General features: G+C 35.1%; 24 protein-coding genes. 23 read left to right on the top strand and 1 reads right to left on the bottom strand.

The window, feature by feature from the left end; genetic code table 11:
- The first annotated feature begins 58 nt into the window (after window positions 1-58).
- The 23 genes from Ana3638_RS01125 to Ana3638_RS01015 all read left to right on the top strand — a co-directional run bounded on the left by Ana3638_RS01125 (window position 59) and on the right by Ana3638_RS01015 (window position 21,032).
- Window positions 59-586 carry a GNAT family N-acetyltransferase gene (locus tag Ana3638_RS01125; RefSeq protein ID WP_161836272.1) on the top strand — a complete coding sequence of 176 codons (528 nt, stop codon included), beginning with the start codon at window positions 59-61 and terminating at the stop codon, window positions 584-586.
- A gap of 60 nt (window positions 587-646) precedes the next feature.
- Window positions 647-1,609, top strand: a complete 963-nt coding sequence (locus Ana3638_RS01120) for a linear amide C-N hydrolase (RefSeq protein ID WP_161836270.1) — start codon at window positions 647-649, stop codon at window positions 1,607-1,609.
- Window positions 1,610-1,728: 119 nt separating this feature from the next.
- Window positions 1,729-2,256, top strand: a complete 528-nt coding sequence (locus tag Ana3638_RS01115) for a CHAP domain-containing protein (protein ID WP_161836268.1) — start codon at window positions 1,729-1,731, stop codon at window positions 2,254-2,256.
- A 98-nt stretch (window positions 2,257-2,354) separates the two neighbouring features.
- Window positions 2,355-2,870, top strand: coding sequence for a GrpB family protein (locus Ana3638_RS01110; RefSeq protein WP_161836266.1), 516 nt, complete (start codon window positions 2,355-2,357; stop codon window positions 2,868-2,870).
- Between the two features lie 28 nt (window positions 2,871-2,898).
- Window positions 2,899-3,828, top strand: coding sequence for a hypothetical protein (locus Ana3638_RS01105; RefSeq protein WP_161836264.1), 930 nt, complete (start codon window positions 2,899-2,901; stop codon window positions 3,826-3,828).
- Between the two features lie 327 nt (window positions 3,829-4,155).
- On the top strand, window positions 4,156-5,085 hold the full coding sequence (locus tag Ana3638_RS01100; protein ID WP_161836262.1) for a GNAT family N-acetyltransferase: 930 nt from the start codon (window positions 4,156-4,158) through the stop codon (window positions 5,083-5,085).
- 202 nt (window positions 5,086-5,287) lie between these two features.
- On the top strand, window positions 5,288-5,881 hold the full coding sequence (locus Ana3638_RS01095; RefSeq protein ID WP_161836260.1) for an HD domain-containing protein: 594 nt from the start codon (window positions 5,288-5,290) through the stop codon (window positions 5,879-5,881).
- Between the two features lie 69 nt (window positions 5,882-5,950).
- Window positions 5,951-6,808, top strand: coding sequence for an AAA family ATPase (locus Ana3638_RS01090; RefSeq protein ID WP_161836258.1), 858 nt, complete (start codon window positions 5,951-5,953; stop codon window positions 6,806-6,808).
- Window positions 6,809-6,994: 186 nt separating this feature from the next.
- A complete protein-coding gene (locus Ana3638_RS01085) occupies window positions 6,995-7,549 on the top strand; it encodes a GNAT family N-acetyltransferase (protein ID WP_161836256.1) in 555 nt (184 codons plus the stop codon).
- Window positions 7,550-7,613: 64 nt separating this feature from the next.
- Window positions 7,614-8,417, top strand: a complete 804-nt coding sequence (locus Ana3638_RS01080) for an ABC transporter permease (RefSeq protein ID WP_161836254.1) — start codon at window positions 7,614-7,616, stop codon at window positions 8,415-8,417.
- 220 nt (window positions 8,418-8,637) lie between these two features.
- A complete protein-coding gene (locus Ana3638_RS01075; RefSeq protein ID WP_161836252.1) occupies window positions 8,638-9,414 on the top strand; it encodes an ABC transporter permease in 777 nt (258 codons plus the stop codon).
- Window positions 9,415-9,484: 70 nt separating this feature from the next.
- Window positions 9,485-10,303, top strand: coding sequence for an RIO1 family regulatory kinase/ATPase domain-containing protein (locus Ana3638_RS01070; protein ID WP_161836250.1), 819 nt, complete (start codon window positions 9,485-9,487; stop codon window positions 10,301-10,303).
- Window positions 10,304-10,321: 18 nt separating this feature from the next.
- Entirely contained in the window at window positions 10,322-11,128 is an 807-nt protein-coding gene (locus Ana3638_RS01065; RefSeq protein WP_161836248.1) for a YdcF family protein, read from the top strand.
- A gap of 59 nt (window positions 11,129-11,187) precedes the next feature.
- Window positions 11,188-12,066, top strand: coding sequence for a carbon-nitrogen hydrolase family protein (locus tag Ana3638_RS01060; RefSeq protein ID WP_161836246.1), 879 nt, complete (start codon window positions 11,188-11,190; stop codon window positions 12,064-12,066).
- Between the two features lie 119 nt (window positions 12,067-12,185).
- Window positions 12,186-12,749: a nitroreductase family protein gene (locus Ana3638_RS01055; protein ID WP_161836244.1), complete on the top strand. Its 564-nt coding sequence runs from the start codon at window positions 12,186-12,188 to the stop codon at window positions 12,747-12,749.
- Between the two features lie 119 nt (window positions 12,750-12,868).
- A complete protein-coding gene (locus Ana3638_RS01050) occupies window positions 12,869-13,297 on the top strand; it encodes a helix-turn-helix domain-containing protein (RefSeq protein WP_161836242.1) in 429 nt (142 codons plus the stop codon).
- A 98-nt stretch (window positions 13,298-13,395) separates the two neighbouring features.
- Window positions 13,396-13,902 carry a kinase gene (locus Ana3638_RS01045; RefSeq protein ID WP_161836240.1) on the top strand — a complete coding sequence of 169 codons (507 nt, stop codon included), beginning with the start codon at window positions 13,396-13,398 and terminating at the stop codon, window positions 13,900-13,902.
- Window positions 13,903-13,926: 24 nt separating this feature from the next.
- Complete coding sequence (locus Ana3638_RS01040) at window positions 13,927-14,694, top strand: GNAT family N-acetyltransferase (protein ID WP_161836238.1); 768 nt, start codon at window positions 13,927-13,929, stop codon at window positions 14,692-14,694.
- Between the two features lie 78 nt (window positions 14,695-14,772).
- Window positions 14,773-16,089 carry a S41 family peptidase gene (locus Ana3638_RS01035; RefSeq protein ID WP_161836236.1) on the top strand — a complete coding sequence of 439 codons (1,317 nt, stop codon included), beginning with the start codon at window positions 14,773-14,775 and terminating at the stop codon, window positions 16,087-16,089.
- A gap of 462 nt (window positions 16,090-16,551) precedes the next feature.
- The gene (locus Ana3638_RS01030; protein ID WP_161836234.1) at window positions 16,552-18,006 is read left to right on the top strand and encodes an ABC transporter substrate-binding protein; all 1,455 of its coding nucleotides are present in this window, start codon (window positions 16,552-16,554) and stop codon (window positions 18,004-18,006) included.
- Between the two features lie 275 nt (window positions 18,007-18,281).
- Window positions 18,282-19,187 (top strand): carbohydrate ABC transporter permease, encoded by a 906-nt coding sequence (locus Ana3638_RS01025; RefSeq protein ID WP_246240660.1) that lies wholly within the window; start codon window positions 18,282-18,284, stop codon window positions 19,185-19,187.
- Between the two features lie 3 nt (window positions 19,188-19,190).
- Window positions 19,191-20,027 carry a carbohydrate ABC transporter permease gene (locus tag Ana3638_RS01020; protein WP_161836232.1) on the top strand — a complete coding sequence of 279 codons (837 nt, stop codon included), beginning with the start codon at window positions 19,191-19,193 and terminating at the stop codon, window positions 20,025-20,027.
- A gap of 117 nt (window positions 20,028-20,144) precedes the next feature.
- Complete coding sequence (locus Ana3638_RS01015) at window positions 20,145-21,032, top strand: ArsR/SmtB family transcription factor (protein WP_161836230.1); 888 nt, start codon at window positions 20,145-20,147, stop codon at window positions 21,030-21,032.
- Window positions 21,033-21,286: 254 nt separating this feature from the next.
- Here Ana3638_RS01015 and Ana3638_RS01010 read toward each other — a convergent pair whose 3' ends face one another.
- Window positions 21,287-22,384, bottom strand: a complete 1,098-nt coding sequence (locus tag Ana3638_RS01010) for a pyridoxal phosphate-dependent aminotransferase (protein ID WP_161836228.1) — start codon at window positions 22,382-22,384, stop codon at window positions 21,287-21,289.
- Window positions 22,385-22,516: the final 132 nt, after the last annotated feature.

Genomic DNA, 22,516 nt, shown 5'->3' with positions numbered 1-22,516 from the left:
AATCAATCTTATTTCAAATTGGAAAAGCAAGTAAAATAATAAAAACGGAATGGTGATAATGAAACAAGAATATTTTATGAAAACAGAACGCATTGGCTTCTCACACTGGACAGAGACTGATTTGGAGGTGGCAAGTTGGTTGTGGGGAGAAAAGGATGTTACACGATACATCTGTGCAACAGGTGAATTCACACAACAAAACGTCTTGGACAGATTACTCCTGGAAGTTAGCAATGATAAGAAATATCATGTACAGTATTGGCCCATATTTGATTTGAAAACAGGAGAGTTAATTGGATGTTGTGGCCTGCGTCCGTTTAAGTCAGAACAACACTCCTATGAAATAGGTTTTCATCTTCGCAGAGTATTTTGGGGACAGGGATACGCTTTCGAAGCTGCAAAAGGAGTGATACAGTATGCATTTTCAGAATTAAATGCAGTTAAACTTTATGCGGGTCATCATCCGGAAAACATTAACTCCAGAAAACTGCTAACCCGATTGGGATTTCAATATATAGGTGATAATTTCTATGAACCTACGGGGTTATATCATCCATCCTATGAATTGAACTTATTAGAATTATAAGAAAATTCAGAAGTTAATATGGTGTTCCCATTATGTTTTTTATAGATGTGAGGAAAGAAAATGAAAATAATACAGAATACTACAAAGAAAATTAGAGTTGAAATAGAAAAAATCAGTAATCGCCCTTTTTACTATATGAATTATTCTGGAAATTATTGTTATGATGAATATCTGTTAAAAGGTACTTGTAACTTGGAGGAATTTTGTACTTTTATTAATGAAAACCTTATATTTAATAGTGAGAAGAAAATAAGCAAAGAAAATTTTGGGTGCGGAGCATTTGTTGCACAAAATACGGATGGAGATATTATATTTGCAAGAAATATGGATTGTGAATATGCAATTCCAATGATGATTCGATTAAGTGAAGATAATGATTATAAATCATTGGCTTTAGCAAGTATGGCTGATTTAGATTGGGATGAAAATACATATGAAACATTGGAAACAGATGCAAAGTTAACATTAGCGGCCCCATATAGTCCTTATGACGGAATAAATGAACATGGACTAGCGGTTGCATTTATGACGGATGCTAGTGCTATCTATCCTAATAGGAGTAATAAAGTTACACTATTTGATTTTACATTGCTGAGATTATTACTAAATAAAGCTAAATCAGTTGACGAAGCGATAAAATATATGAAGAATTACAATCTGTTTTACGATGTAGCTCCATTACATTACATGGTAGCAGATGCAACAGGAGATGCTGCTGTAATTGAGTTTGTAGATGGTAAAATGGTTACTATAAGGAAAAATAATAATTATCAAGTGGTAACTAATTTTACTTTATACAATAACCCAACCCATAATGGATTTGGTAAAGATAGGTACGAAAATATTGAAAGTGAGTTAGAAAAGCGTCAGGGTATCATTACGGATAAGGATGCGTTAGAATTGCTAAAGAAAAATGTTATACCGGGAGATGAGCAATGGTCAGCGGTGTATAATCTAACAAAAAGAAGAGTCATGGTTACCTTTTCAAGAGAATATAATCTTGTGTACTGCTACGAATTATGAATAGTTTTTTGGTTACTATTATTTATTAACAGCGAGCAGAATCGCATTGTTGCTATATGAATGATTCAAGTGATTATTAGAGAAAAAGAGATAAAAATCAAGAATGAAAGGAACTCATTATGTGTTCAAGAATTAAACTTGCAGAAATTGCTAAGGCGGCGGCACAAAAACCTTTCTACGGTATTTTACAAGATAAAGAACCTAATATCCAACCAATTGTAGCTTTGTTTCCAAAATGGAATGTCGAAAAAGCCGATAAAAATTGGTGTGCAGCATTTGTTTATTATTGTTGTATAGAAGCCGGTTTTAAGATTCCCTATAGCCCCGATGAGTGCATATCATGTAGTTTGGCTGGATGTGGTGGCTGGGAAGACTTTGCTCTACATGATAAACGATTAGAGTATCACCCTGGAAGTGACGATAATTTTACTCCTGAAGCAGGAGATATTGTAGTGTATGATCGGGTTTTTATTAACGCTGAACATGATCATATTGGTATTCTATTGGAGAATAAACCTGATTCCATTATTGCTGCCGAAGGCAATACTTTCAATGATAATATTTCGCGAGTGCTGACAAGGAGCAAAGATGAGCATATACGTGCCTATATTCGTATACCAAATAACTTTAACTATTTTGGAAAATAGATCCTAGCCAAAGATTTGTTTTACGGGCAAGACAATGAAATTCGTTAGCGTTTGAAGATAGGAATATACTTATTTATTAAAAGAGGAGTACATACACGATGAAGAAAGTTATTGTAGTCCCATATGATAAATCATGGAAGACTGAATTTGAAAAAATTAAAGAAGAATTATTATATGTACTTAATGGTCATATCATATCAATTGAACATGTTGGAAGTACTTCAGTTGAGGGACTTGCTGCAAAACCTATTATAGACATTGATATAATTATTAAAGATTATAATTCCTTTGAATTAATTAAATCAAAGCTTGACAGTATAGATTATTTTTATGAGGGAGATTTGGGTATAAAAGATAGACAAGTATTTAAATATGAGTATAAACCTAACTTAATGAAACACCATTTATATGTCTGTCCTGAGTATTCCGAGGAATTAAAACGGCATATTGCTTTTCGTGATTATTTGAGAATGAATCAAAAAGATCGGGATTGGTATGGAGAAGTAAAACTACTGGCTGCTAAGTATTATCCAGAAGATATAGACAGTTATATGAAAGCTAAAAAACCGTGTGGTGCTGAAATACTTCGAAGATGTGGCTTATATAAAATATAAATTATTAAATTTGGTGGAGGATGAAAGAATGAACACTGTATATTTAAAAGCAAGAGAATTTATATATCGTAATGCCAGACCACTAGATTTGGCACGTTGGCAATATCATTTCGAGAATGGAAGCAAAGATGCTGTGCTAAATGCTTTGGCATATTATCAAAACCAGGATGGTGGATTTGGCCATGCATTAGAACCTGATGCATGGAATCCCAATTCTTCGCCGATTCAAACTTGGGTAGCAACTGAAATACTGCGTGAGATTGATTATACCAATAGCACACACCCGGTTATCAAAGGGATTATGAATTACCTTGAAAGTGGCAAAGATTTTGACGGTAAGTATTGGTATAATACCATAAAAAGTAACAATGATTATCCCCATGCAGAGTGGTGGCATACTGAAAGTGAAAGCGCCTGCCATAATGATTATAATCCCACCGCTTGTATTGCAGGATTTATTATTCGTTTTGCAAATAGAGACGGCAGTCTTTATAAACTTGGTTGTCGTATAGCTACGGAAGCATTTGAACAATTAAAATCTGCAGAAAGACAATATGATATGCACACAACAGCCTGCTTTATCAGGCTCATGCAATACATAGAAGAATCAGGAGAGAAGGATATAATTGATTTGCCTATACTAAAGGCTAAATTGCTTGTACAAGTAAATGGCAGTATAAACCATAACACTGCTGAATGGGAAACATCATATATTTGTAAGCCGTCACAGTTTTTCAACAACAGGAATAGTATTTTTTATTCAGAAAATAAAGATATTGCAGAATATGAGTGGGAGTATATTATCAAAACCCAGCTTCCTGATGGTTCGTGGAACATTCCATGGGGGTGGAACGATTATCCCAATGAATGGGATATCAGTAAAAATTGGTGGAAGTCCAATGGAATTATATCAAATATCCTCTATTTGCAAGGTTTCGGTAACCCACTAAAAGCTTAACATTATTATTAATATTTGTTAGAAATCATGTATTCGTATATTTAACTAACATTTAATAACCAATAATGTACTATCCTTAATTAGTGGCCGTACTTCAGAAGATATGCAGTATCGTAAAATGGTGAGGAGTGAGCTTTTTCCTAAAATAATTTTGAAACTATTTCGGAATAAGGGATAAGCTGATGTCTATATAAATTAAAATTTATCAGACTATTAGCTTAGAAATTAAGTTGGTAGTTTTTTAAAACAGATAATAAAATAAAACATAGTAATTTATTTGTCTATAGTTGATTATATTTTATACCATATGGAAATGGAGTGAATGACTTGAATGATCATAAATTAGATAATGAAATTGTTGAAAAGTGGATTGGTACCAAGTGTCACTATCCAGAAGAAAAAGAACTATGCAATTTCTATGTAAAAATGAATCGTGACAACAGGAACAATCATTCAAGAGTAATCTGGGAATTTATACGTAATGCACCTTGTCTTGAAGAGTTTCATCTTGATAAATTCAAGATGTGGAAAGAAAATGAACAAGTTGTTTGTGTTGCTCGCCCAATGAGTCCATGGTTAGGTGAGGTGGTGATTGACAACCGATGTTCAACGGAAAAAACTTTATATGATATCATCCGATATGTCGAAGATAATCTATCTATTAAGCAGGAAAATCAGAATTACATATTTCTAGTTGTCCTTAATCAAGAAGAGGTTTTCAACCAACTTCTGCAAAATGCGGGGTATGAAAAGCTTTCTCTTACTACGGGAACTCTTCAATATAATCTTCAGAAAGAAATAAATCAAGTCACACTTGGGAATGGATTTAGTATTCATCCGCTTTCAGAAGTATTTGATTTTGATCAATTAAGCAAACTTATTTGGTTAGGATTTCATTATGAAGGTGATATTCCTAAAATCAATGACGAAGTGAAACTATCTATCAAACATGCTTGGTTAAATTATAATAGGGATATCTGTAGTGTGGTATTGGACAAGAACGGAGAATATGCCTCCTTTTGTGGATTTTGGTATGATGAAATGACGCAGACAGCTTATCTGGAACCGATGGTAACACTTGAAAAGTACCGTAATATGGGACTGGGGAAAGCAGCAGTTATCAATTCATTAAGAATCTTACAGAAGTGCGGATGTAAGAGAGCATTTGTGGATCCAGATGAGGAACCATATAATTATTATATAAAAATTGGATTTGAACGATTTGAATATGCACGATACTATCAGAAGACATTTTGAAAAGGTTCTTTAAATATTATTAGGTAATTGCGAAACACCATTATTGCATCTATATGCCATGCAATTAATACAATTTTAGAGCCAAATCTGTCCCAAAGGGCAACTGAAGCTATGAAATTGTATCAATTGTATGGCATATTCGGAAAACTATATAGTTTCGCAATTACCTATTTAAATATCATAAAGAAAAGGAGATTTTGTGATGATTCCAACAAGAGAAGCAGCAGAATTAGAATTGCAATTGGCAAGTGAACTAAACCCGGGGCCTTGGATTAATCATAGTAAAAATGTTGCAAGAGCCGCGGAAATAATATCGAGGTTTTGTAAGCTGGATGGAGATAAAGCGTATATATTTGGGCTGCTTCATGATATTGGGAGAAGAAATGGACCTTCTGCCGTAAAACACACAATAGATGGATATCGCTATATGTTATCAAAAAGTTGGGATGAGGTTGCAGTTATATGTTTGACACATTCATACCCTACAAAAAGCATATACCATGATATAGGAAAGATGGATATTACGCTGTCTGATCAAGAAGAAATGGATCAATTTATTCAAAATTATAATTATAATGATTACGATAAGCTTATTATTCTGTGTGACGCTCTTGCATTACCGGATAGATTATGTATCTTGGAACAAAGATTTGTTGATACCACAATAAGATATGGCGTATGGCCATTTACAGTCTTACGATGGACAGCTACCTATGAACTCAAGAAATACTTTGAATCGAAAATAGGTTGTTCTTTATATGAAATATTGCCGGAAATTAAAGAATCATTTAAATAGAAATATTATTAGTAATCAAAAGAGGTCGATGTGTATAAATAACTTATTTGGTAAGATTAGGAGAATACAATGATTTATTTAAGCAGCTTTACATTCCCCAGTGCGGATATGGAATTTGACTTTATTCTGAGCATTAAAAGAACCTGTTATGACTCGTTTTATCCATTTAAGATACTATCAAATCATGATCTTGACAGGTTTGATTTTCAGCCGGTTACAATATTATACGGTGGTAATGGTTCGGGAAAATCTACAGCACTCAATGTAATTGCTGAAAAAACAGGCATCCGTAGGGATTCTATCTATAATAAATCTAATTTTTTTCCTGACTATGTCAAACTATGCAGTATGAACTTGGAAGAAGACATTCCGGACAACAGCAGAATTATCACCAGTGATGACGTGTTTGATTATATGTTGAATATCCGTAATTTAAATGAAGGAATCGATTTGAAACGGGAAGAATTATTTGATGAATACCTGGATGCTAAATACTCTCAATTTCAAATGAAATCAATGGCAGATTACGAGCAGCTAAAAAAAGTAAATAACTCCAGGCGTAAAACGCAGTCACGTTTTATTAGAAGTGAATTGATGGACAATGTACGTGAATATTCTAATGGTGAAAGTGCTTTTCTCTATTTTACAGAAAAAATCAGTGAAGATGGGCTTTATTTATTAGATGAGCCGGAAAACAGCCTTTCTCCTAAACGCCAATTGGAATTAATGAACTTTCTTGAAGAGTCGGCACGATTTTTTGGATGCCAGTTTATCATATCAACGCATTCACCGTTCCTGCTTGCCATGTCTGGAGCAAGGATTTATAACCTTGATGAAAATCCGGTTACGATTCGCCGTTGGACGGAATTGGAAAACGTTAGGAACTATTATGATTTTTTTAAAAACCATGAAAATGAATTTCTGTAATATTGATCATAAAATGCGGAGGGGATATTTCTCTTCACTTAGCTTCCAAATGAGATAGTGATATTTCTAGTCATTTCTGGTTTGCGAATAGAATCGTACTTCCCATTCTGTTTATTATAAATTTTTTAACATTACGGTGTACCAGTTAGAATCGGTAAATAAAATTTGGATAAGAGGAGCGAACAGATGAATATACAAACGGAAAGGTTATTATTAGTACCGCAAGGGCCACAATATCTGAAATCTACGCATGAATATGCAAGTGATTTAGAAAACACAAAATATATGGTGAATTTACCCAATGTTGATATCAATGAAACCAAGGAATTTTTAGATAGGGCACAGGCTGAGTGGCAAAAATCTACCCCGGAATTTTATGAATTTGCAATTCTTCTTAACCACCTGCATATTGGTGCGGTTAGTATTTATATCAGTGAGGATAATTCGGAGGGCGAACTTGGCTGGATAATAAGTAAGAAATACTGGGGACATGGATATGCGGCGGAAGCGGCAAGAGAGGTTATTAACTATGCAATTCAAGAATTAAATATTAGAAAATTCATTGCACATTGTGATAGTGAGAATACTAATTCATACAGGGTGATGGAGAAATTAGGTATGACATTATCGGACAGAACAAATGGACGTAAGAATAAATGTTCTGATGAAGATAGAGAAGAGTTGATGTATGTCCTTGAAATTGAAAATAGGGAATCATCTAATATATATCAGGGAGTTTAGCAATGAATTATATGGAAGAACTGAGGCAGATTTAGGGCACCGCCCTACATAAGGAGTATCAAATATGAAAATGTATCTATCCGTGTTCCGAATACGGTTTATTAATAACCTGCAATACCGTGCCGTCGCCCTTGGAGCGATTATTACAAGGTTTGCGTGGGGGTTTATGGAGATCTTGGCGTACGCAATGCTTTACCGTGCAAGCAATGCCGTTTTCCCAATGGAATTATCACAAACAGTTTCTTACATATGGATGCAGCAGACGTTAATCGTGCTGTTTTCGGTAGTATTTTCGGACGGAGAAATCTATTCAGCTATTGGAAGCGGTTCCATTGCCTATGAGCTCGTCCGCCCAATGAACTTATATGGCCGTTGGTTTTGTCAGTCCGCTGCCAACCGCGTGGCATTTACAATGTTAAACTGCCTGCCTGCGCTGCTTGTGGCACTTATCATACCGAAGCCGTACAGAATGTCCCTGCCGCTTGGCATGGGACAGTTTTTCCTGTTTTTGCTGTCGGTGGTGCTTGCATTGTGCGTAGTAGTGGCGTTTGCTATGCTGATGTATATTTCGCTATTTTATACGCTGTCTCACAGGGGTGTAAGAGTCATAGTAACTGCTTTGACAACGTTTTTGTCAGGTGGTGTGATACCTTTGCCGTTTTTTCCCGCACCGGTTCTTGCCGTTGTCAGGCTGCTTCCGTTTGCGGCGATGCAAAATATGCCGCTTCTTATATATAGCGGGAATATAGCAGGTGTGGAAGCCTTAAAGGGTATCGTTTTTCAATTATTTTGGCTTGCAACACTATTTATTATCGGACAGCTTACCATGCAGCACTCTTTAAAAAGAGTAATTGTGCAGGGGGGATAACTTTGCGGAAGCGCTTTGTTTCAATATTACCCACTATTACAAAGCGTGTTTCTTCCGGTTAGTGACGCATCATGGAGCGAATTTGTAAGGCAAATACAGTTGAGAAAAAGATAATGATCGGGTAAATAGTTTGAGATTCTATTTTAAAGGTTTACGCTTTGTTTACAAAATGATAAAATGAAAAAAGAACTAAAAAGAGTAATTGTGCAGGGGGGATAATATGAAGCTGTACTTGAATTTTATAGCTATGAATTTGAAAAGCCAGATGCAGTATAGAATATCTTTCTTTTTAACCACATTGGGGCAGTTTATAACAGCATTTACGGCATTCTTCGGCTTATATTTTATATTTTCACGAATTAACGCCGTAGATGACTTTACATACGAACAGGTATTTCTTTGCTTTGCGGTTATTATGATGGCTTTTTCCCTGGGGGAAATGATAGGGGGCGGATTGACCGTTTTCCCACGCATGCTTGGAAATGGCGAGTTTGACCGCGCTCTCGTCAGGCCGAGAAACATCATATTACAAATCCTGATGCCTAATATGGATTTCACACGTCTGGGTTTACTAGTACAAGCCGCAATCGTATTATGCTATGCTATCCCTATCAGCGGGATTGAGTGGACCTGGGATAAAATTCTGACACTTTTCCTGATGATACTTTGCGGAAGCGCGTTGTTTTTTGGATTATTCCTTATCAACGCGGCATGTACTTTCTTTACAATCGAGGGCTTGGAATTTCTCAACATTTTTACCTATGGCGCACGTCAGTTTGGCCGATACCCGTTTTCAGTATATGGAAATGGTGTTTTAAAATTTCTTACTTTTGTAATTCCGCTGGCTTTGTTTCAGTATTACCCTCTATTATATTTACTGGATAAAGAACGGAACATGTTTTATATGTTTTTGCCGGTGATAGCATTGCTATTTTTAATCCCCTGTTTTGCATGTTTCCGATTTGGCTTAAGCAGGTATAAATCAACCGGTTCATGAGATAATGCACATTCCATTAGTATGAGAGATCATATTATAAGACGAATTAATTAATGGAGGAAAAAATGAAATGCAAAACGAGATTCTGTCTGCCTTCAATCTTAATGGGGAGATAAATTCATTACATGGAGGGCAAAATACATCAGTAAGAGTTAAAGATGCCGTGTTAAAACCGGTTGGAGAAAATGAGCAAATCTATGAATGGGCATTAACTATTCTGAATGAAATAAATCCACATGAATACAGATTGTCAAAACCTATAATAAGTAATAATAATACATTTGTGTATAAAGGTTGGTGTTGTACACGTTATGAACCTGGTGAACATAGGGATGGTAATGTAAAACAGAAGTTAGAGGTATCAAGACTTTTTCATTCTGATTTGGCAGAGGTAGACTTTGTTAACATTCCTAAAGCCAATGACCCATGGTCTATATCTCAACGTATTGCATGGCAAAAGGAAAACCTGCCCTCAAATCTATCGAAAGAGGCATCTAAAATCTTGGATGAATTAATTTCCAAGATTAAATTAAAAGAAAATTATAAGTTGCAAATTATTCACGCTGATTTATCAGGCAATATACTTTTTGATAAAGCTCTAAATCCTCTGATTATCGATTTTTCCCCCACAATAGCACCAGTGAAATATGCAGAAGCCATTTTAGTATGTGATTGTATTGCATGGCAGGGAAGTCCAATCTCGGAAATAGGATTAATCTGCTGTTCTAAAAATAATATAGAAATGATATTAAGAGCTGTTATATTCCGATTATCTGTAGCAGCAATATTTGCCGGAAATAATTATGATACATTTGTTGAGGAATATCAAAAATTTAAACCAATTATAGATTATGTAAATCGTGAATTAGAATACCGTACTTTAGGATAAAACAGTGGAGGCGAAATTATGAATCTAGAGTTTATAACGCAGTGCATTAACACGCTCGGAGCATTTTGCGGCCGACGGGATCTACCAACACTGACACCGTTGGAATTAAGAAGAAAATATGGTTTTGAACAAGCAGACATTATGGTTTTATTTGGCGGAAGTATTCCATGTGGAGGTGATGTTCTGGCAAATGCCATGCAAAATAACATTGCCAAAAAGTACATCATTGTTGGTGGAGCCGGTCATACCACAGAAACATTGCGTTTCCAAATGCACGAACAATTTCCGGAAGCCGTAACAGCCGATTTACCGGAAGCTAAAGTATTTGCCAATTATTTGAAATTGAAATATAACCTTGAACCAGATTATTTGGAATGTAATTCAACAAACTGTGGAAATAATATTACTTACCTGCTTGATTTGCTAAAAGAGCATCATATCGTTTACAATTCCATCCTTTTATGCCAGGATGCAACGATGCAGCTACGTATGGCTGCCGGATTACGAAAATATTTACCGGATGTTACGATTATTAACTATGCAACATATCGCGTTGATGTAGTTGTAAGGGACGATAAGCTGGCCTACGCTGATGTTCCTTGGGGAATGTGGGATATGGAACGTTATATAGCTCTGTTAACAGGCGAGATTTCCAGATTATCGGATGACGCTAATGGCTACGGGCCAAAAGGTAAGAATTATATTGTCCATGTAGAAATCCCGAAAGAAGTTCGTAATGCTTTCGATACGCTTATAGAAAATTATGGAGATATTGTACGAAAAGCGAATCCGATTTATGCTTCAAACCAGACCGATATCAGTTAGATTTATAGAAAATCTAGATTACATATAAACAACATTTTAAATTAAAAGGAATGATAATTATGAAAAATCTAAAAGTAGCTTTGTTGCAGCTTTTACCAGAAGAAACGTTAGAGGGTAACCTGCGAAAAGGATTGGAATATTGCAAAAAAGCAAAAGACATGGGTGCGGACATTGCATTATTCCCCGAAATGTGGAGTGTTGGCTATAACATTCCAGAAGATATGGATGAATTGAAAGCAATTGCTGTATCTGTGAGTAGTGCATTTGTTGATTCATTTTCTAAACTGGCAAATGATCTAAACATGGCGATCGGAATAACTTTACTTGAGAAGTGCGAACCATTACCCAGAAACACACTCTGTATTTTCGATCGCTTTGGCAGAAATGTACTTACATATGCCAAGGTGCATACTTGTGATTTTGGTGAGGAATGCAGATTAACAGCCGGTGACGATTTTTATGTAACTGAATTAAATACGGCACAAGGTAATGTAAAAATCGGTGCAATGATATGTTATGACAGAGAATTTCCTGAAAGTGCAAGAATTCTTATGCTAAAAGGTTCCGAAATTATTTTAGTGCCAAATGCTTGTCCTATGGAGATAAACCGTCTTTCTCAGCTTCGTGCAAGAGCATATGAAAATATGGTAGGCATTGCAACCGTGAATTATCCAAAAGGTAAGCCTGACTGCAACGGTCATTCTTCTGCGTTTGATGGTATTGCATACAGGCCGGGGGAACCCGGCTCAAGAGATACGCTTATTATTGAAGCCGGTGAACAAGAGGGGATTTATATGGCTGACTTTAATATGAATGAAATCAGAGAGTATAGAAACAATGAAGTACATGGCAATGCATATCGCCATCCACAGAAATATAGTTTGCTTGTTTCAGAGAAAATTGAAGAACCATTTATAAGAAATAATTATAGAAAGTAGTACAACGAGCGGAAAGAGCGTTATAGCGGAGGAATTTGTATAAAGTGTATCACAAATTCAGATAGTTTATTAGTTTCGCAATTACCTAAAATAAGATTATTATGAAAGGAGGTTACTTCATGGAAACCTTAGAGGCTATATTTAACCGTAGAAGCATAAGAAATTATACGGAGGAGGAAGTTACGGATAGTGAAATCAATATTTTATTAAAAGCGGCTTTCTCGGCACCGACGGCTGCAAATACACAACCCTGGGAATTTGTAGTTATTAGTGAAAAAGAAATATTAGGTAAAATCAGAGACAAACTGCTTTTTGCCAGATATAATGCTCCGCTTGGAATTGTTGTATGTGGAAATATGAAATATGCATTTAAAAGCCAGGACAAAGATTTATGGATATGTGATTGCAGTGCGGCGATTCAAAATATGCTTCTTGCGGCAACAGATATAGGCCTTGCAAGTGTATGGATAGGTATTTATCCTATCAAGTCAAAAATAGAGACAATACAAAAACTAATTGATTTACCGGAGCATGTGAAACCTTTGGGAATGGTGTATTTTGGACATGGTGCATATCAGGAGGCGGGAAGATGCAGATATAATGAAAAAGCGGTCTATTGGCAGAAGTATGACCCAGACAGGAAGCATAGGACAAAGGATAAACCGGTAAAGGGACATTATTGAAGTAACGGCATAAATGCATAAATAAGTTTAGTTGCGATTTATCTGTCATGTTAATATGCGTTGCTTGCGGCAATGGCTGAATAAACACTATAATAAAGCCTTGAAAGGAGTGATTGCATATGTTTAGTGAAAATTTAAAAGCACTTAGAAAAACTAAGGGACTTTCACAAGAAGAACTGGCGGTTCGTCTGAATGTAGTCCGTCAGACAATTTCTAAATGGGAAAAGGGGTTATCAGTACCTGATGCTGATATGCTTATTCGAATAGCAGAAGTTTTTGAAGTATCAGTCAGCGAGATTTTAGGAGCAAAAATTGATAATGAAAATAATATAAATATTATTGCTGAACAATTGTCAAGAATCAATGAGCAGCTGGCTATTAGAAATCACCGTTGGCATCGTATATGGAAAATGTTTATTATCATTATTGGTGTGATAATCGCGGTGAATATCATTTTAGCTATAATTGGATTTATATCATATAATACTTTAAAAATGGATAAACAAACGACTGTGACAACTGAATCAGAGATTATTGGACAGGAATAGCAGCTAAGATAAAAAGAAAAATTGGAACCTGCACTATATTTTTTATAGTTACTAATAAACGGTGAGAAAAATCAAAATATATAAAGGCAGCAGTTAAAATGAATAAGAAGTCAAAAATAATCATTCTTAGGGGTAACTCGGGAAGTGGTAAAACAACAGTAGCAAAATCTTTGCAGAATAGATTTGGACACGGTACTTTATTGATATCACAAGATGTGATTAGAAGAGAAATGTTATGGGTAAAAGATGGAATGGGAACTCAAGCAGTCCCTTTACTTTTAGGGCTCATAAAGTATGGAAAGGAAAATTGTGATATTGTTATTCTGGAAGGAATATTAAATTCGAACTGGTATAAGGAATTATTTGAGCAAATCAAACTGGAATTCGATCCATGGATTTATGCGTATTATTACGAAATACCATTTGAAGAAACTCTGATACGTCATCAGACGAAGCCAAATTGTGATGATTTTGGAGAAGAAGAAATGAAACATTGGTGGAATGAAAAAGATTATATCGGCATAATCCCGGAAAAAACAATAGCTGCAGATTTTAGTCTGGATAGAACAGTGGATATGATTTTTGAAGATGTGATAAGTGATTAAAAATCTAGGAGGAATTGGCAAATTATGAAAAATGACGAAATTATTAAGATTGCTATGCAACAATCTGCTGTTGACAGTCATTGCTGCTTTGAAGACTTTATGAAGACGGAAAATAAAATAGTAATCTCCGGTAAAAATCCGAATGCCAGAAAATATCTGGAGTTACCGTTTTACTGTGATTTAACCTCATATGGCAATAATATTGTCGCTTCTGTCTCTGAAGAACTACTAGAAACAGTTAGTGAATATATTGGTAAATATCCTATTGAACATTGTTTTGAGACACCTAACCTACATATGTTAATGGAAAAACTTAAGCCTTTTAATTTAAACGTTTGTTTTATGGCGGAATACTTTTTGCCGGATTTGAATTATATAAATCCGCTTGAATGCAAGTATGAAACCAGAGTTATGGGACCGGAACAGTTTTCAGATTGTTATGTACCGGAATGGCAAAATGCGTTAAGCAAAAACCGCAAGCAATTAGATAAATTAGCTGTTGGTGCCTTTGATAATGGGAAACTTATCGGCCTTGCAGGCTGCTCTGCCGATTGCGAAACGATGTGGCAAATAGGGGTCGACGTACTCACTGAATATAGAAAACGAGGAATTGCGTCCAGTCTTACAAGCAAACTTGCTGTAGAAGTTTTAAAAAGGAATATAGTTCCTTTCTATTGTTGCGCATGGTCTAACATAAAATCAGTTCGAAATGCAATTAAAAGCGGATTTAGACCGGCTTGGGTTCAGGTTACGGTAAAAAGTAATGAATATATTACAGATATGAATAAGTAAGAAGGCTTAGAAATGACTTAACAACATCGGAGTTTCGCAATTATCTATAAATAATAATAATTATAAGGAGTATAAATTATGAGGACAAAACGTTTTGTTTTACTGATTAGCACTGCTTTATTAATATGTGTTACTCTATTAATCACTGTTACCATATGCTCGGCCAGTGAGGGGATTGCCAAGGATAAGCTAACAAACCGAGAAATTATTTTAAAAAATGATAATACGAATGAAAAACGTAACCTTCTTCTGAAAGAGGATATTATGTTTTTCAAACAAGAGCTTCCCAAGTATCATAAGAATCTGTTCAGTATGATATCCAAAGAAGAGTTTAACAATAAGACAGACCAATTGATTTCTAATATAGATAAGCTAAATAATAAACAGGTTTTTGTTGAGCTCAATAAGATTGCAGCTTCAATTGGGGATGCCCATACTGGCGTAAATATCTGGGACGGATACCATTATCCACTGCAATTCTGGTTATTTAACGGAAATGTCTATGTTGTAAATGCAGACAACAACCTCAAAGAGATGATGTTTTCAAAAATAGTAAAGATAGATGGCATTGATATTGATATTGTACTGAAACAACTTAAATCACTTATATCCCATGAAAATGAGAGCTGGGTCTTGGCAATGCTTCCAAGCTACCTGGAGTCACCTGTCTATATGTATGGCCTTGGAATAATACAAAATGAGAATAAAGCCGTATTTACAGTACAAAAGGATAATGAAGTACAAGATTTTACCGTCTCTGCACTTGAGTACGGTAAAGACGCCAATTTCGTCAACAAAAAGACTAAGGATGTTATTATTGGAACTTATGATAAGTATTATGATTATGAATATTTGTCAAATCAAAAGGCTCTCTATTTTGAATATAATGTTTGTGCTGATATGGATAACCAGAAATTCGCAGATTTCAATAAGGAGATGTTTGGTGTTATCGAGAAAAACGATATAGATAAAATTATTATCAATTTAAGAAATAATACCGGCGGGAATTCCGAAATACTTAACCCATTTACGGAGTCTTTAAAGAGTTATATTATGGAAAATGATAACGTCAAAGTTTACCTGCTTATAGGACGTAACACATTTTCATCAGGTATGTTTGCAATATATAGGGTAAAAGAAGCGGCACCGGAAGCTATTGCCGTAGGAGAGCCAACAGGCGGTGCGTTGGACTGCTACGGAGAAGTTAGGACGATGAATCTTCCGAATTCTCAGATTCCGATAAGTTACAGCACCAAATATTTTGAATTCAGTAAGGAATTCAGTTATAAGAATGGCGGAGTTGGAACATTTCAGCCCGACATATCGATTCAGCCTACAATTGATGAATATAAGAATGGAAGAGATGCTGTGCTGGATTATGTATTAGCTGACTGACTATAAATAGAACTGCTTAAAAGGCAGAGAATGTGAAAAACAGAGCGAAAGTATAGACCCATTTAACTATTCTTTCGGTTCTGTTTTTTGTATAGAATACTCTTCTAATTTCCTTTTGGTAGATGGGGGATGATGAAGATAAGATACTTCGAAATTGCAATTTGTATAAAAGTTAATTCAAAATTGGACGCCGAACACAAGAATTAACAATAACATTAATTCATAAAATATATCCTGCTAAAAATGTCGCAAAAACATGTATATAATGCACAATAATATAAAAATAATTTATAATATATTGACATAATATAGAAAAGTAAATATAATGAAATTAACTTAAAGGTAAATACAAGACTTAAGTGGTACTTACAAGGATGTAAAAACAAACTTAAGTAGTACTTACAAGTAAGTTATACACGTGTATTGGTAATATAGAAAGTTTGTAAATAGGAGGAAATTAAAATGAAAAAGAAGTTATTAAGTATTTTACTTTGTGCAGTTCTGGCAGCATCTGTTTTGACCGGATGTAGAAGTTCGGAAAAAACATCCGGTACGAACGATCAAACAAATGAAACAGCGAAAGAAGTGTCTGGTGCAGAATCAAGCGATACATCCGACAAAAATGAAAGTGATACGCCGGCGAGTGATGCATCAGGTAATGAAGGAACAGAAGGAAAAAATACATTTATTGAAGGCGCTACAGATCTTTCTCTTTGGACATTCGTTGATCAACATGTTGGATTTTATACAGGTATGGCAGATAAATGGAACGAAGCAAATCCTGATAAAGCAATTAATTTAACCGTAAATGTTGCTGATTCTTCTTCCATGCACACCAAATTGCTAGTTGCATTACAGTCAGGAACAGGAGCGCCTGATATTGCAGATATTGAAATCGGACATTATGCAACATTTTTAGGGAGTAATTATCTGCTGCCCTTAAACGACGTAGTAGAACCATATAAAGATGAAGTCGTTATGTCACGAATCTCAATGTACGGGGATAAAGATGGAAATTACTATGGAATTGATTTTCATTTAGGTGCAAGTGTTTCTTATTACAATATGGATCTTATGAAAGAAGCAGGAGTTGACCCGGCAGAAATAAAAACCTGGGATGATTATTACAATGCCGGACTTAAAGTTTTAGAGGTTACCGGCAAACCTATGACAGCAGTAGAGGTAACAGACTTATTCCTCCCGCAGCTTATGCTTGAAGAAAAAGGTGTTCAATATGTAACCGAGGATGGAACCCCGAATATTAATACAAAAGAACATGCAGAAGTAATTAATTTTATAAGAAAAATGATCGATGCAGGAATCTGCGAGGTTACACCAGGCGGGTTTTATCATGCAGAAGAATGGTATGGACATTTAAATAGCGGGGAAGTTGCATCCATATCAATGCCTTTATGGTATATGGGAAGATTTACAGATTACTGTCCTGATTTAAAAGGAAAGATTGGTATTTATAAACTACCTGTATGGAAAGAGGGAGATACTCCATGCGTATTACAGGGCGGAACCGGAACCGGTGTAACAACCCAGTCAAAGAATTCTGATTTAGCAAAGGAATTCTTAGCATTTGCCAAACTTTCTGAAGACGGTAATAAATACGAATGGGAAAACTTAGGTTTTGACCCCATCAGAGTTTCACTTTGGTCTGATGAATCCCTTACAAAGAATCAAGATAACAAATTTATCAGCTACTTTGCAACCAACCCATTCGATGTATTAAATAGTATTAAAGATACTTACGGACTGGATTTAGTAGCTCCTAATATTGCAGGCGGCTACGCACAAACATATAGCGTCTTAGTTACAACTACATATGCAAATGCATTTGAAAGTGCTTATGATCAGGATGCGTCAGAACTTTTAAAGAATGAGCAGGAAACGATTCTTTACGAGAAATAAGCACTGTTATATTCATGACAGTAATTAATGTAAGTAGGGGCTGTTGCAAAATAGTCAATTTACTAAACTTGTGCCTAGAATATGATTTTTATTTCTTGAATTTTGTTTCAAGTCGCGCGAATAAACGGCTCCATTCTCTTTCTTGGAGCCATTCGCACATACTTTCAACAAAATATCTGCGAAATATTAATCATATTCTCTCACAAGTAAGTTATATTTTGAATTTTGCAACAGCCCCTTTAGTAATAATAAATTTAATTACCGGAGGAAATAAATTGAGAAGAAAAAATATATTAAGAAGTTTTTTATACTCACAAAAAGCAGCACCTTATGTCTTCGTATTACCATTTATCATAACATTCTTAATGTTTTTTGCATATCCGGTGGTAAGTGCCATTGTGATGAGTTTTCAAAAAGTGGCGGGTTCTAACACAAGTTTTGTAGGAACTAAAAATTATACGACATTAATGAATCCAATTTTTTTTAAAGCGTTCAAAAATAGTATTTTCTATACAATTGGAAGTTTGTTATTAATGATACCAATTCCTATGCTCCTGGCTATTTTATTAAATAGTAAAAGTATGAAAGGAAAAGTGATTTTTAGAAGTTCCTTGTTTATACCTGCTTTAACCTCCGTTGTAGTCGCAGGTACCGTATTCAGGCTAATGTTTGGGGAACTGCCAGGTTCTTTTGTAAATCAAATATTGGGAATATTTGAGTATGGACCTATTGTATGGCTTCGAAAGTCGATTACTGTATGGATTGCGTTGTTTTGTATCTGCCTCTGGAGATGGACCGGTGTTAATATGATGTATTATCTGTCAGGATTACAGCAAATACCGGAAGAACTGTATGAATCTGCTTCAATTGATGGTGCCAGCGCTTTGCAAAAATTCAGGCAAATTACACTGCCTCTGTTAAAAAATACTACTACATATGTACTGACTATTTCTATTTATGGAGGTATGGCTATGTTTACTGAATCATATGTTTTGTTTAATGGTAATAAATCACCTAACAATGTAGGTACTACGATTGTTGGATATCTGTACAGAACAGGTTGGGAGCAAAACAGCATTGGTTTAGCAAGTGCCATAGGTTGTGTATTATTAGCAATTGTTATGGTTATAAATCTTGTTCAGTTGAAAATTAACGGAGTATTTTCGGGAAAGGAGAAGTAGTGTATGAAAAATAAAATACAGATTAAGCCTGTATCGTTAATTATATTTTTTACCATTGTGGCAGGTATTACTTTATTGCCGTTAATTTTGTTAGCAGTGGCCTCACTTCGACCCGGAAATGATTTGATGAGGAACGGATTAAATTTTAATATTGATTTTAGTACTGCCTCTTTCAGGAATTATGCTTTATTATTTTCAGGAAATAACTCCTATTTCTTTTGGTATCGCAACAGCCTTGTAATTACAATAGTACAGGTAATTTTAGCACTGTTTTTAAGCTCCTGTGTGGCATATGGATTGGCAATGTATAAATTTAAGGGAAAGGCACTTATTTTTGGCGGCGTTCTTTTGATTATGATGATACCAACAGAGATTATATTATTGCCATTATATAGAATGGTCGTATCCATGAAAATAATAGATACTATATGGGGTGTAATCTTGCCGTATATGGTTATTCCTATGCTGATATTCTTCTTTTATCAGTACTTAAGCGGAATACCAAAAGATTTTTTGGATGCGGCACGTGTAGATGGATGTACCGAATATGGAATATTTACAAGAATAATGGTGCCGCTTATGAAACCTTCTTTTGCAGCTATGGGTATTTACCAGGGAATGCAGAGTTGGAATAATTTATTGTGGCCTATGATTGTTATGAGAACAGCAGAGAAAAATACACTACCGGTGGGATTATCCAGTTTACTAACTCCTTATGGCAATAATTATGATATTTTAATTGCCGGATCATGTTTTGCAATTATACCGATTTTAATTTTATTTGTATGCTTTCAAACTTATTTTATAGACGGAATGACTGCAGGTGGAATAAAGGGTTAGAATGGATTTTTACTAATATAAAAAAATGTTTCTGAAATGTAATAAGATTCTGAAAATGTAATAGATAATAATAAAAATAAGTGCTATCATTATAAGAAAACAAAGGATGGTCTTAGTATGAATCTTGATATTTCATCAGAGGAAAATCTTATATTTTTTGAGGCACTTGCCAGTCCTGTCAGAATTAAGATAATTAAATGTTTATCAAAAAAAAATATGAATATCAAAGAACTTGCGGATGAAATAGGTGTAAGCAGTGCAATTATGACTACACATATTCGTAAAATGGAAGAAGCAGGATTGGTAGAATCACGTAAAAGCAAAGCATTCGGGAAAGTGTGCAAACTTATTGAAAAAACATATAATTTAGTGTTTCCGGTTATACACGTTCCAATGAATTACTATGATTTAAATTTAAAGCTGGGTCAATATACGGAAGCTTGTGTGGAACCAACCTGTGGAATTGCTACGGAAGAAAGTGTTATTGGAAGTTTTGATGAACCAAAATACTTTTTTGATTCAAGAAGAGATGAAACACAACTACTATGGTTTTCTAAAGGATTTGTAGAATACCGCATTCCAAACTATATTCCGCAAAATTGCAGGGCAACAAGTATAGAAATATGCGTGGAAATGTCATCGGAGTATTCGCATATTGACAATGCCGGTCAATCTGATATTATTTTATATTTAAACGACGAGGAACTTTGTTTATGGACTTCTCCGGGAGATTTTGGAGACAGGCGAGGACGTTATACTCCCAACTGGTGGAGGTCCGGTCAATATGGAATTTTAAAGAGATATGAAATTAATGAAAAAGGAGTTTATTTAGATAAGGTACTAAAATCTGAAAAGACATTAGAAGATTACAAATTGGAAAGACAGAGCTGGACATTACGTTTCGAAGTATGCGATAAATATAGAAAAGCAGGTGGTCTAACAATTTTTGGTGAAAAATTCGGGGATTACGCACAGGATATTTATGTCTGTGTCAGGTATGATTAAGGGCTAATAGATTGATTTTAATCATAACCACCCGTTATGGTGTTTGTTAAAAAATTGGCATACCAATAAGATTATCCTAAACTTAAGTTCAGGATAATCTTTTGCTCTTTGTCATGTCTTGGGGGATTATCTGAATCCCGCCCCATTTCTCTACGAACTGCCCCCAGACTTAGCCGGTCCATTGGGCATTCATTGGTCGTTTGGGAGTCTAACAATTATATTCTAGTTCAATCAGACAGACAGCTGCTCATAGCTTATTTCAACAACTCCAACAACAGATTCATTAATTCCGTATTTTTCTCCGGTGACATAAAACAGAAACGGATAAACTTCTGATCCAGAAAAGGAAAAGTTGAGCAGTCACGAATCATAAGCCCCTTACGGATGGCCGCATCAAACAAATCGGAAGCAGTGATATTTTCCTTTAAAATCTTAACCAGAACAAAATTGGCAACAGGAGGATAAACCCTCACATTATAACAGGATGACAGCATTTCATATATTCTGTCCCTTTCCTGTTTGATCAGAGCTTTTGTCTGGCTGATATATTCTTCATCCGTAAACATAATTTCCCCTGCAATGGCGGCCAAGGTATTAATGGTCCAGGGGTTTTTGCGCTGATTCAATAACTTTAACATATCCATATTACCGCAGACAGCATATCCTAAACGCAGCCCCGGAGCAGCAAAGAATTTTGAAATACCCCGTAATATGATGATATTGTTATAGTAACTTGCTAAGGAAATAGCAGTGATTTGTTCCATATCTTCCGCAAACTCTACATAGGTCTCATCAACCATACATAAGATACCCCGAAGTTTACAGATATCCAGTATTTTTCTCATATCCGATAAAGGAATGGCGGAGGAAGTAGGATTATTGGGATTGCAGATAACCAGTAAATCAAACTCGGAAGTTAATTCTTTTTTCAGATCTTCTACATTAAGGTGAAAATCATCGGTTTCCTCCAAGCGGTAATACTGGGAACTTCCGCCGCCTAAAGATATTTCCCTTTCATATTCCGAATAGGTCGGCCCGATAATCAATGCCTTTTTTGGATGGGTAATTTGAATAAACAAGGAAATCAACTCCGTAGAGCCATTACCTACTACAACGTGTTCCATATCTGCATGTACATAAGCCGCAATACATTTTCTTAAAGATGTATACTCCCGGTCCGGATAACCGGTAATTGCATCAATTTTGTTTGCAAGTTCAGCCTTTAATTTAGGTGATATTCCAAGAGGATTTACATTAGCTGAAAAACTGGTGATTTCCTCTTTTTTAATTCCGTAAATAGCTTCAATTTTTTCTAAATCACTTCCGTGGAAATGTTCTTTTGGTGTCAGCATGGCAGTTTCCTTCCTATTATTTTATGTATAAAAATTTAAATATAATATATTTAGTAAGTTGTTTCTTAAAATATTTTAAAGCTTTTAAATCAATTGAATATTGAGTGAATCAAACTATATGACTTGTGGGAA

Origin of the sequence: Anaerocolumna sedimenticola, from assembly GCF_009931695.1 — a bacterium.
Classification (GTDB): domain Bacteria; phylum Bacillota; class Clostridia; order Lachnospirales; family Lachnospiraceae; genus Anaerocolumna; species Anaerocolumna sedimenticola.
Note: the sequence above shows the minus strand (reverse complement) of the source record. Positions and strands in the feature narration are given on the sequence as shown.

What these genes read in the sequence shown, in the direction of transcription:
- Ana3638_RS01045 (WP_161836240.1), top strand. Translation starts at nt 13,396, where the DNA reads ATGAATAAGAAGTCAAAAATAATCATTCTTAGGGGTAACTCGGGAAGT.
- Ana3638_RS01105 (WP_161836264.1), top strand. Translation starts at nt 2,899, where the DNA reads ATGAACACTGTATATTTAAAAGCAAGAGAATTTATATATCGTAATGCC.
- Ana3638_RS01060 (WP_161836246.1), top strand. Translation starts at nt 11,188, where the DNA reads ATGAAAAATCTAAAAGTAGCTTTGTTGCAGCTTTTACCAGAAGAAACG.
- Ana3638_RS01115 (WP_161836268.1), top strand. Translation starts at nt 1,729, where the DNA reads ATGTGTTCAAGAATTAAACTTGCAGAAATTGCTAAGGCGGCGGCACAA.
- Ana3638_RS01010 (WP_161836228.1), bottom strand. Translation starts at nt 22,384, where the DNA reads ATGCTGACACCAAAAGAACATTTCCACGGAAGTGATTTAGAAAAAATT.
- Ana3638_RS01095 (WP_161836260.1), top strand. Translation starts at nt 5,288, where the DNA reads ATGATTCCAACAAGAGAAGCAGCAGAATTAGAATTGCAATTGGCAAGT.
- Ana3638_RS01055 (WP_161836244.1), top strand. Translation starts at nt 12,186, where the DNA reads ATGGAAACCTTAGAGGCTATATTTAACCGTAGAAGCATAAGAAATTAT.
- Ana3638_RS01120 (WP_161836270.1), top strand. Translation starts at nt 647, where the DNA reads ATGAAAATAATACAGAATACTACAAAGAAAATTAGAGTTGAAATAGAA.
- Ana3638_RS01090 (WP_161836258.1), top strand. Translation starts at nt 5,951, where the DNA reads ATGATTTATTTAAGCAGCTTTACATTCCCCAGTGCGGATATGGAATTT.
- Ana3638_RS01015 (WP_161836230.1), top strand. Translation starts at nt 20,145, where the DNA reads ATGAATCTTGATATTTCATCAGAGGAAAATCTTATATTTTTTGAGGCA.
- Ana3638_RS01070 (WP_161836250.1), top strand. Translation starts at nt 9,485, where the DNA reads ATGCAAAACGAGATTCTGTCTGCCTTCAATCTTAATGGGGAGATAAAT.
- Ana3638_RS01065 (WP_161836248.1), top strand. Translation starts at nt 10,322, where the DNA reads ATGAATCTAGAGTTTATAACGCAGTGCATTAACACGCTCGGAGCATTT.
- Ana3638_RS01075 (WP_161836252.1), top strand. Translation starts at nt 8,638, where the DNA reads ATGAAGCTGTACTTGAATTTTATAGCTATGAATTTGAAAAGCCAGATG.
- Ana3638_RS01125 (WP_161836272.1), top strand. Translation starts at nt 59, where the DNA reads ATGAAACAAGAATATTTTATGAAAACAGAACGCATTGGCTTCTCACAC.
- Ana3638_RS01050 (WP_161836242.1), top strand. Translation starts at nt 12,869, where the DNA reads ATGTTTAGTGAAAATTTAAAAGCACTTAGAAAAACTAAGGGACTTTCA.
- Ana3638_RS01020 (WP_161836232.1), top strand. Translation starts at nt 19,191, where the DNA reads ATGAAAAATAAAATACAGATTAAGCCTGTATCGTTAATTATATTTTTT.
- Ana3638_RS01035 (WP_161836236.1), top strand. Translation starts at nt 14,773, where the DNA reads ATGAGGACAAAACGTTTTGTTTTACTGATTAGCACTGCTTTATTAATA.
- Ana3638_RS01110 (WP_161836266.1), top strand. Translation starts at nt 2,355, where the DNA reads ATGAAGAAAGTTATTGTAGTCCCATATGATAAATCATGGAAGACTGAA.
- Ana3638_RS01080 (WP_161836254.1), top strand. Translation starts at nt 7,614, where the DNA reads ATGAAAATGTATCTATCCGTGTTCCGAATACGGTTTATTAATAACCTG.
- Ana3638_RS01040 (WP_161836238.1), top strand. Translation starts at nt 13,927, where the DNA reads ATGAAAAATGACGAAATTATTAAGATTGCTATGCAACAATCTGCTGTT.
- Ana3638_RS01030 (WP_161836234.1), top strand. Translation starts at nt 16,552, where the DNA reads ATGAAAAAGAAGTTATTAAGTATTTTACTTTGTGCAGTTCTGGCAGCA.
- Ana3638_RS01085 (WP_161836256.1), top strand. Translation starts at nt 6,995, where the DNA reads ATGAATATACAAACGGAAAGGTTATTATTAGTACCGCAAGGGCCACAA.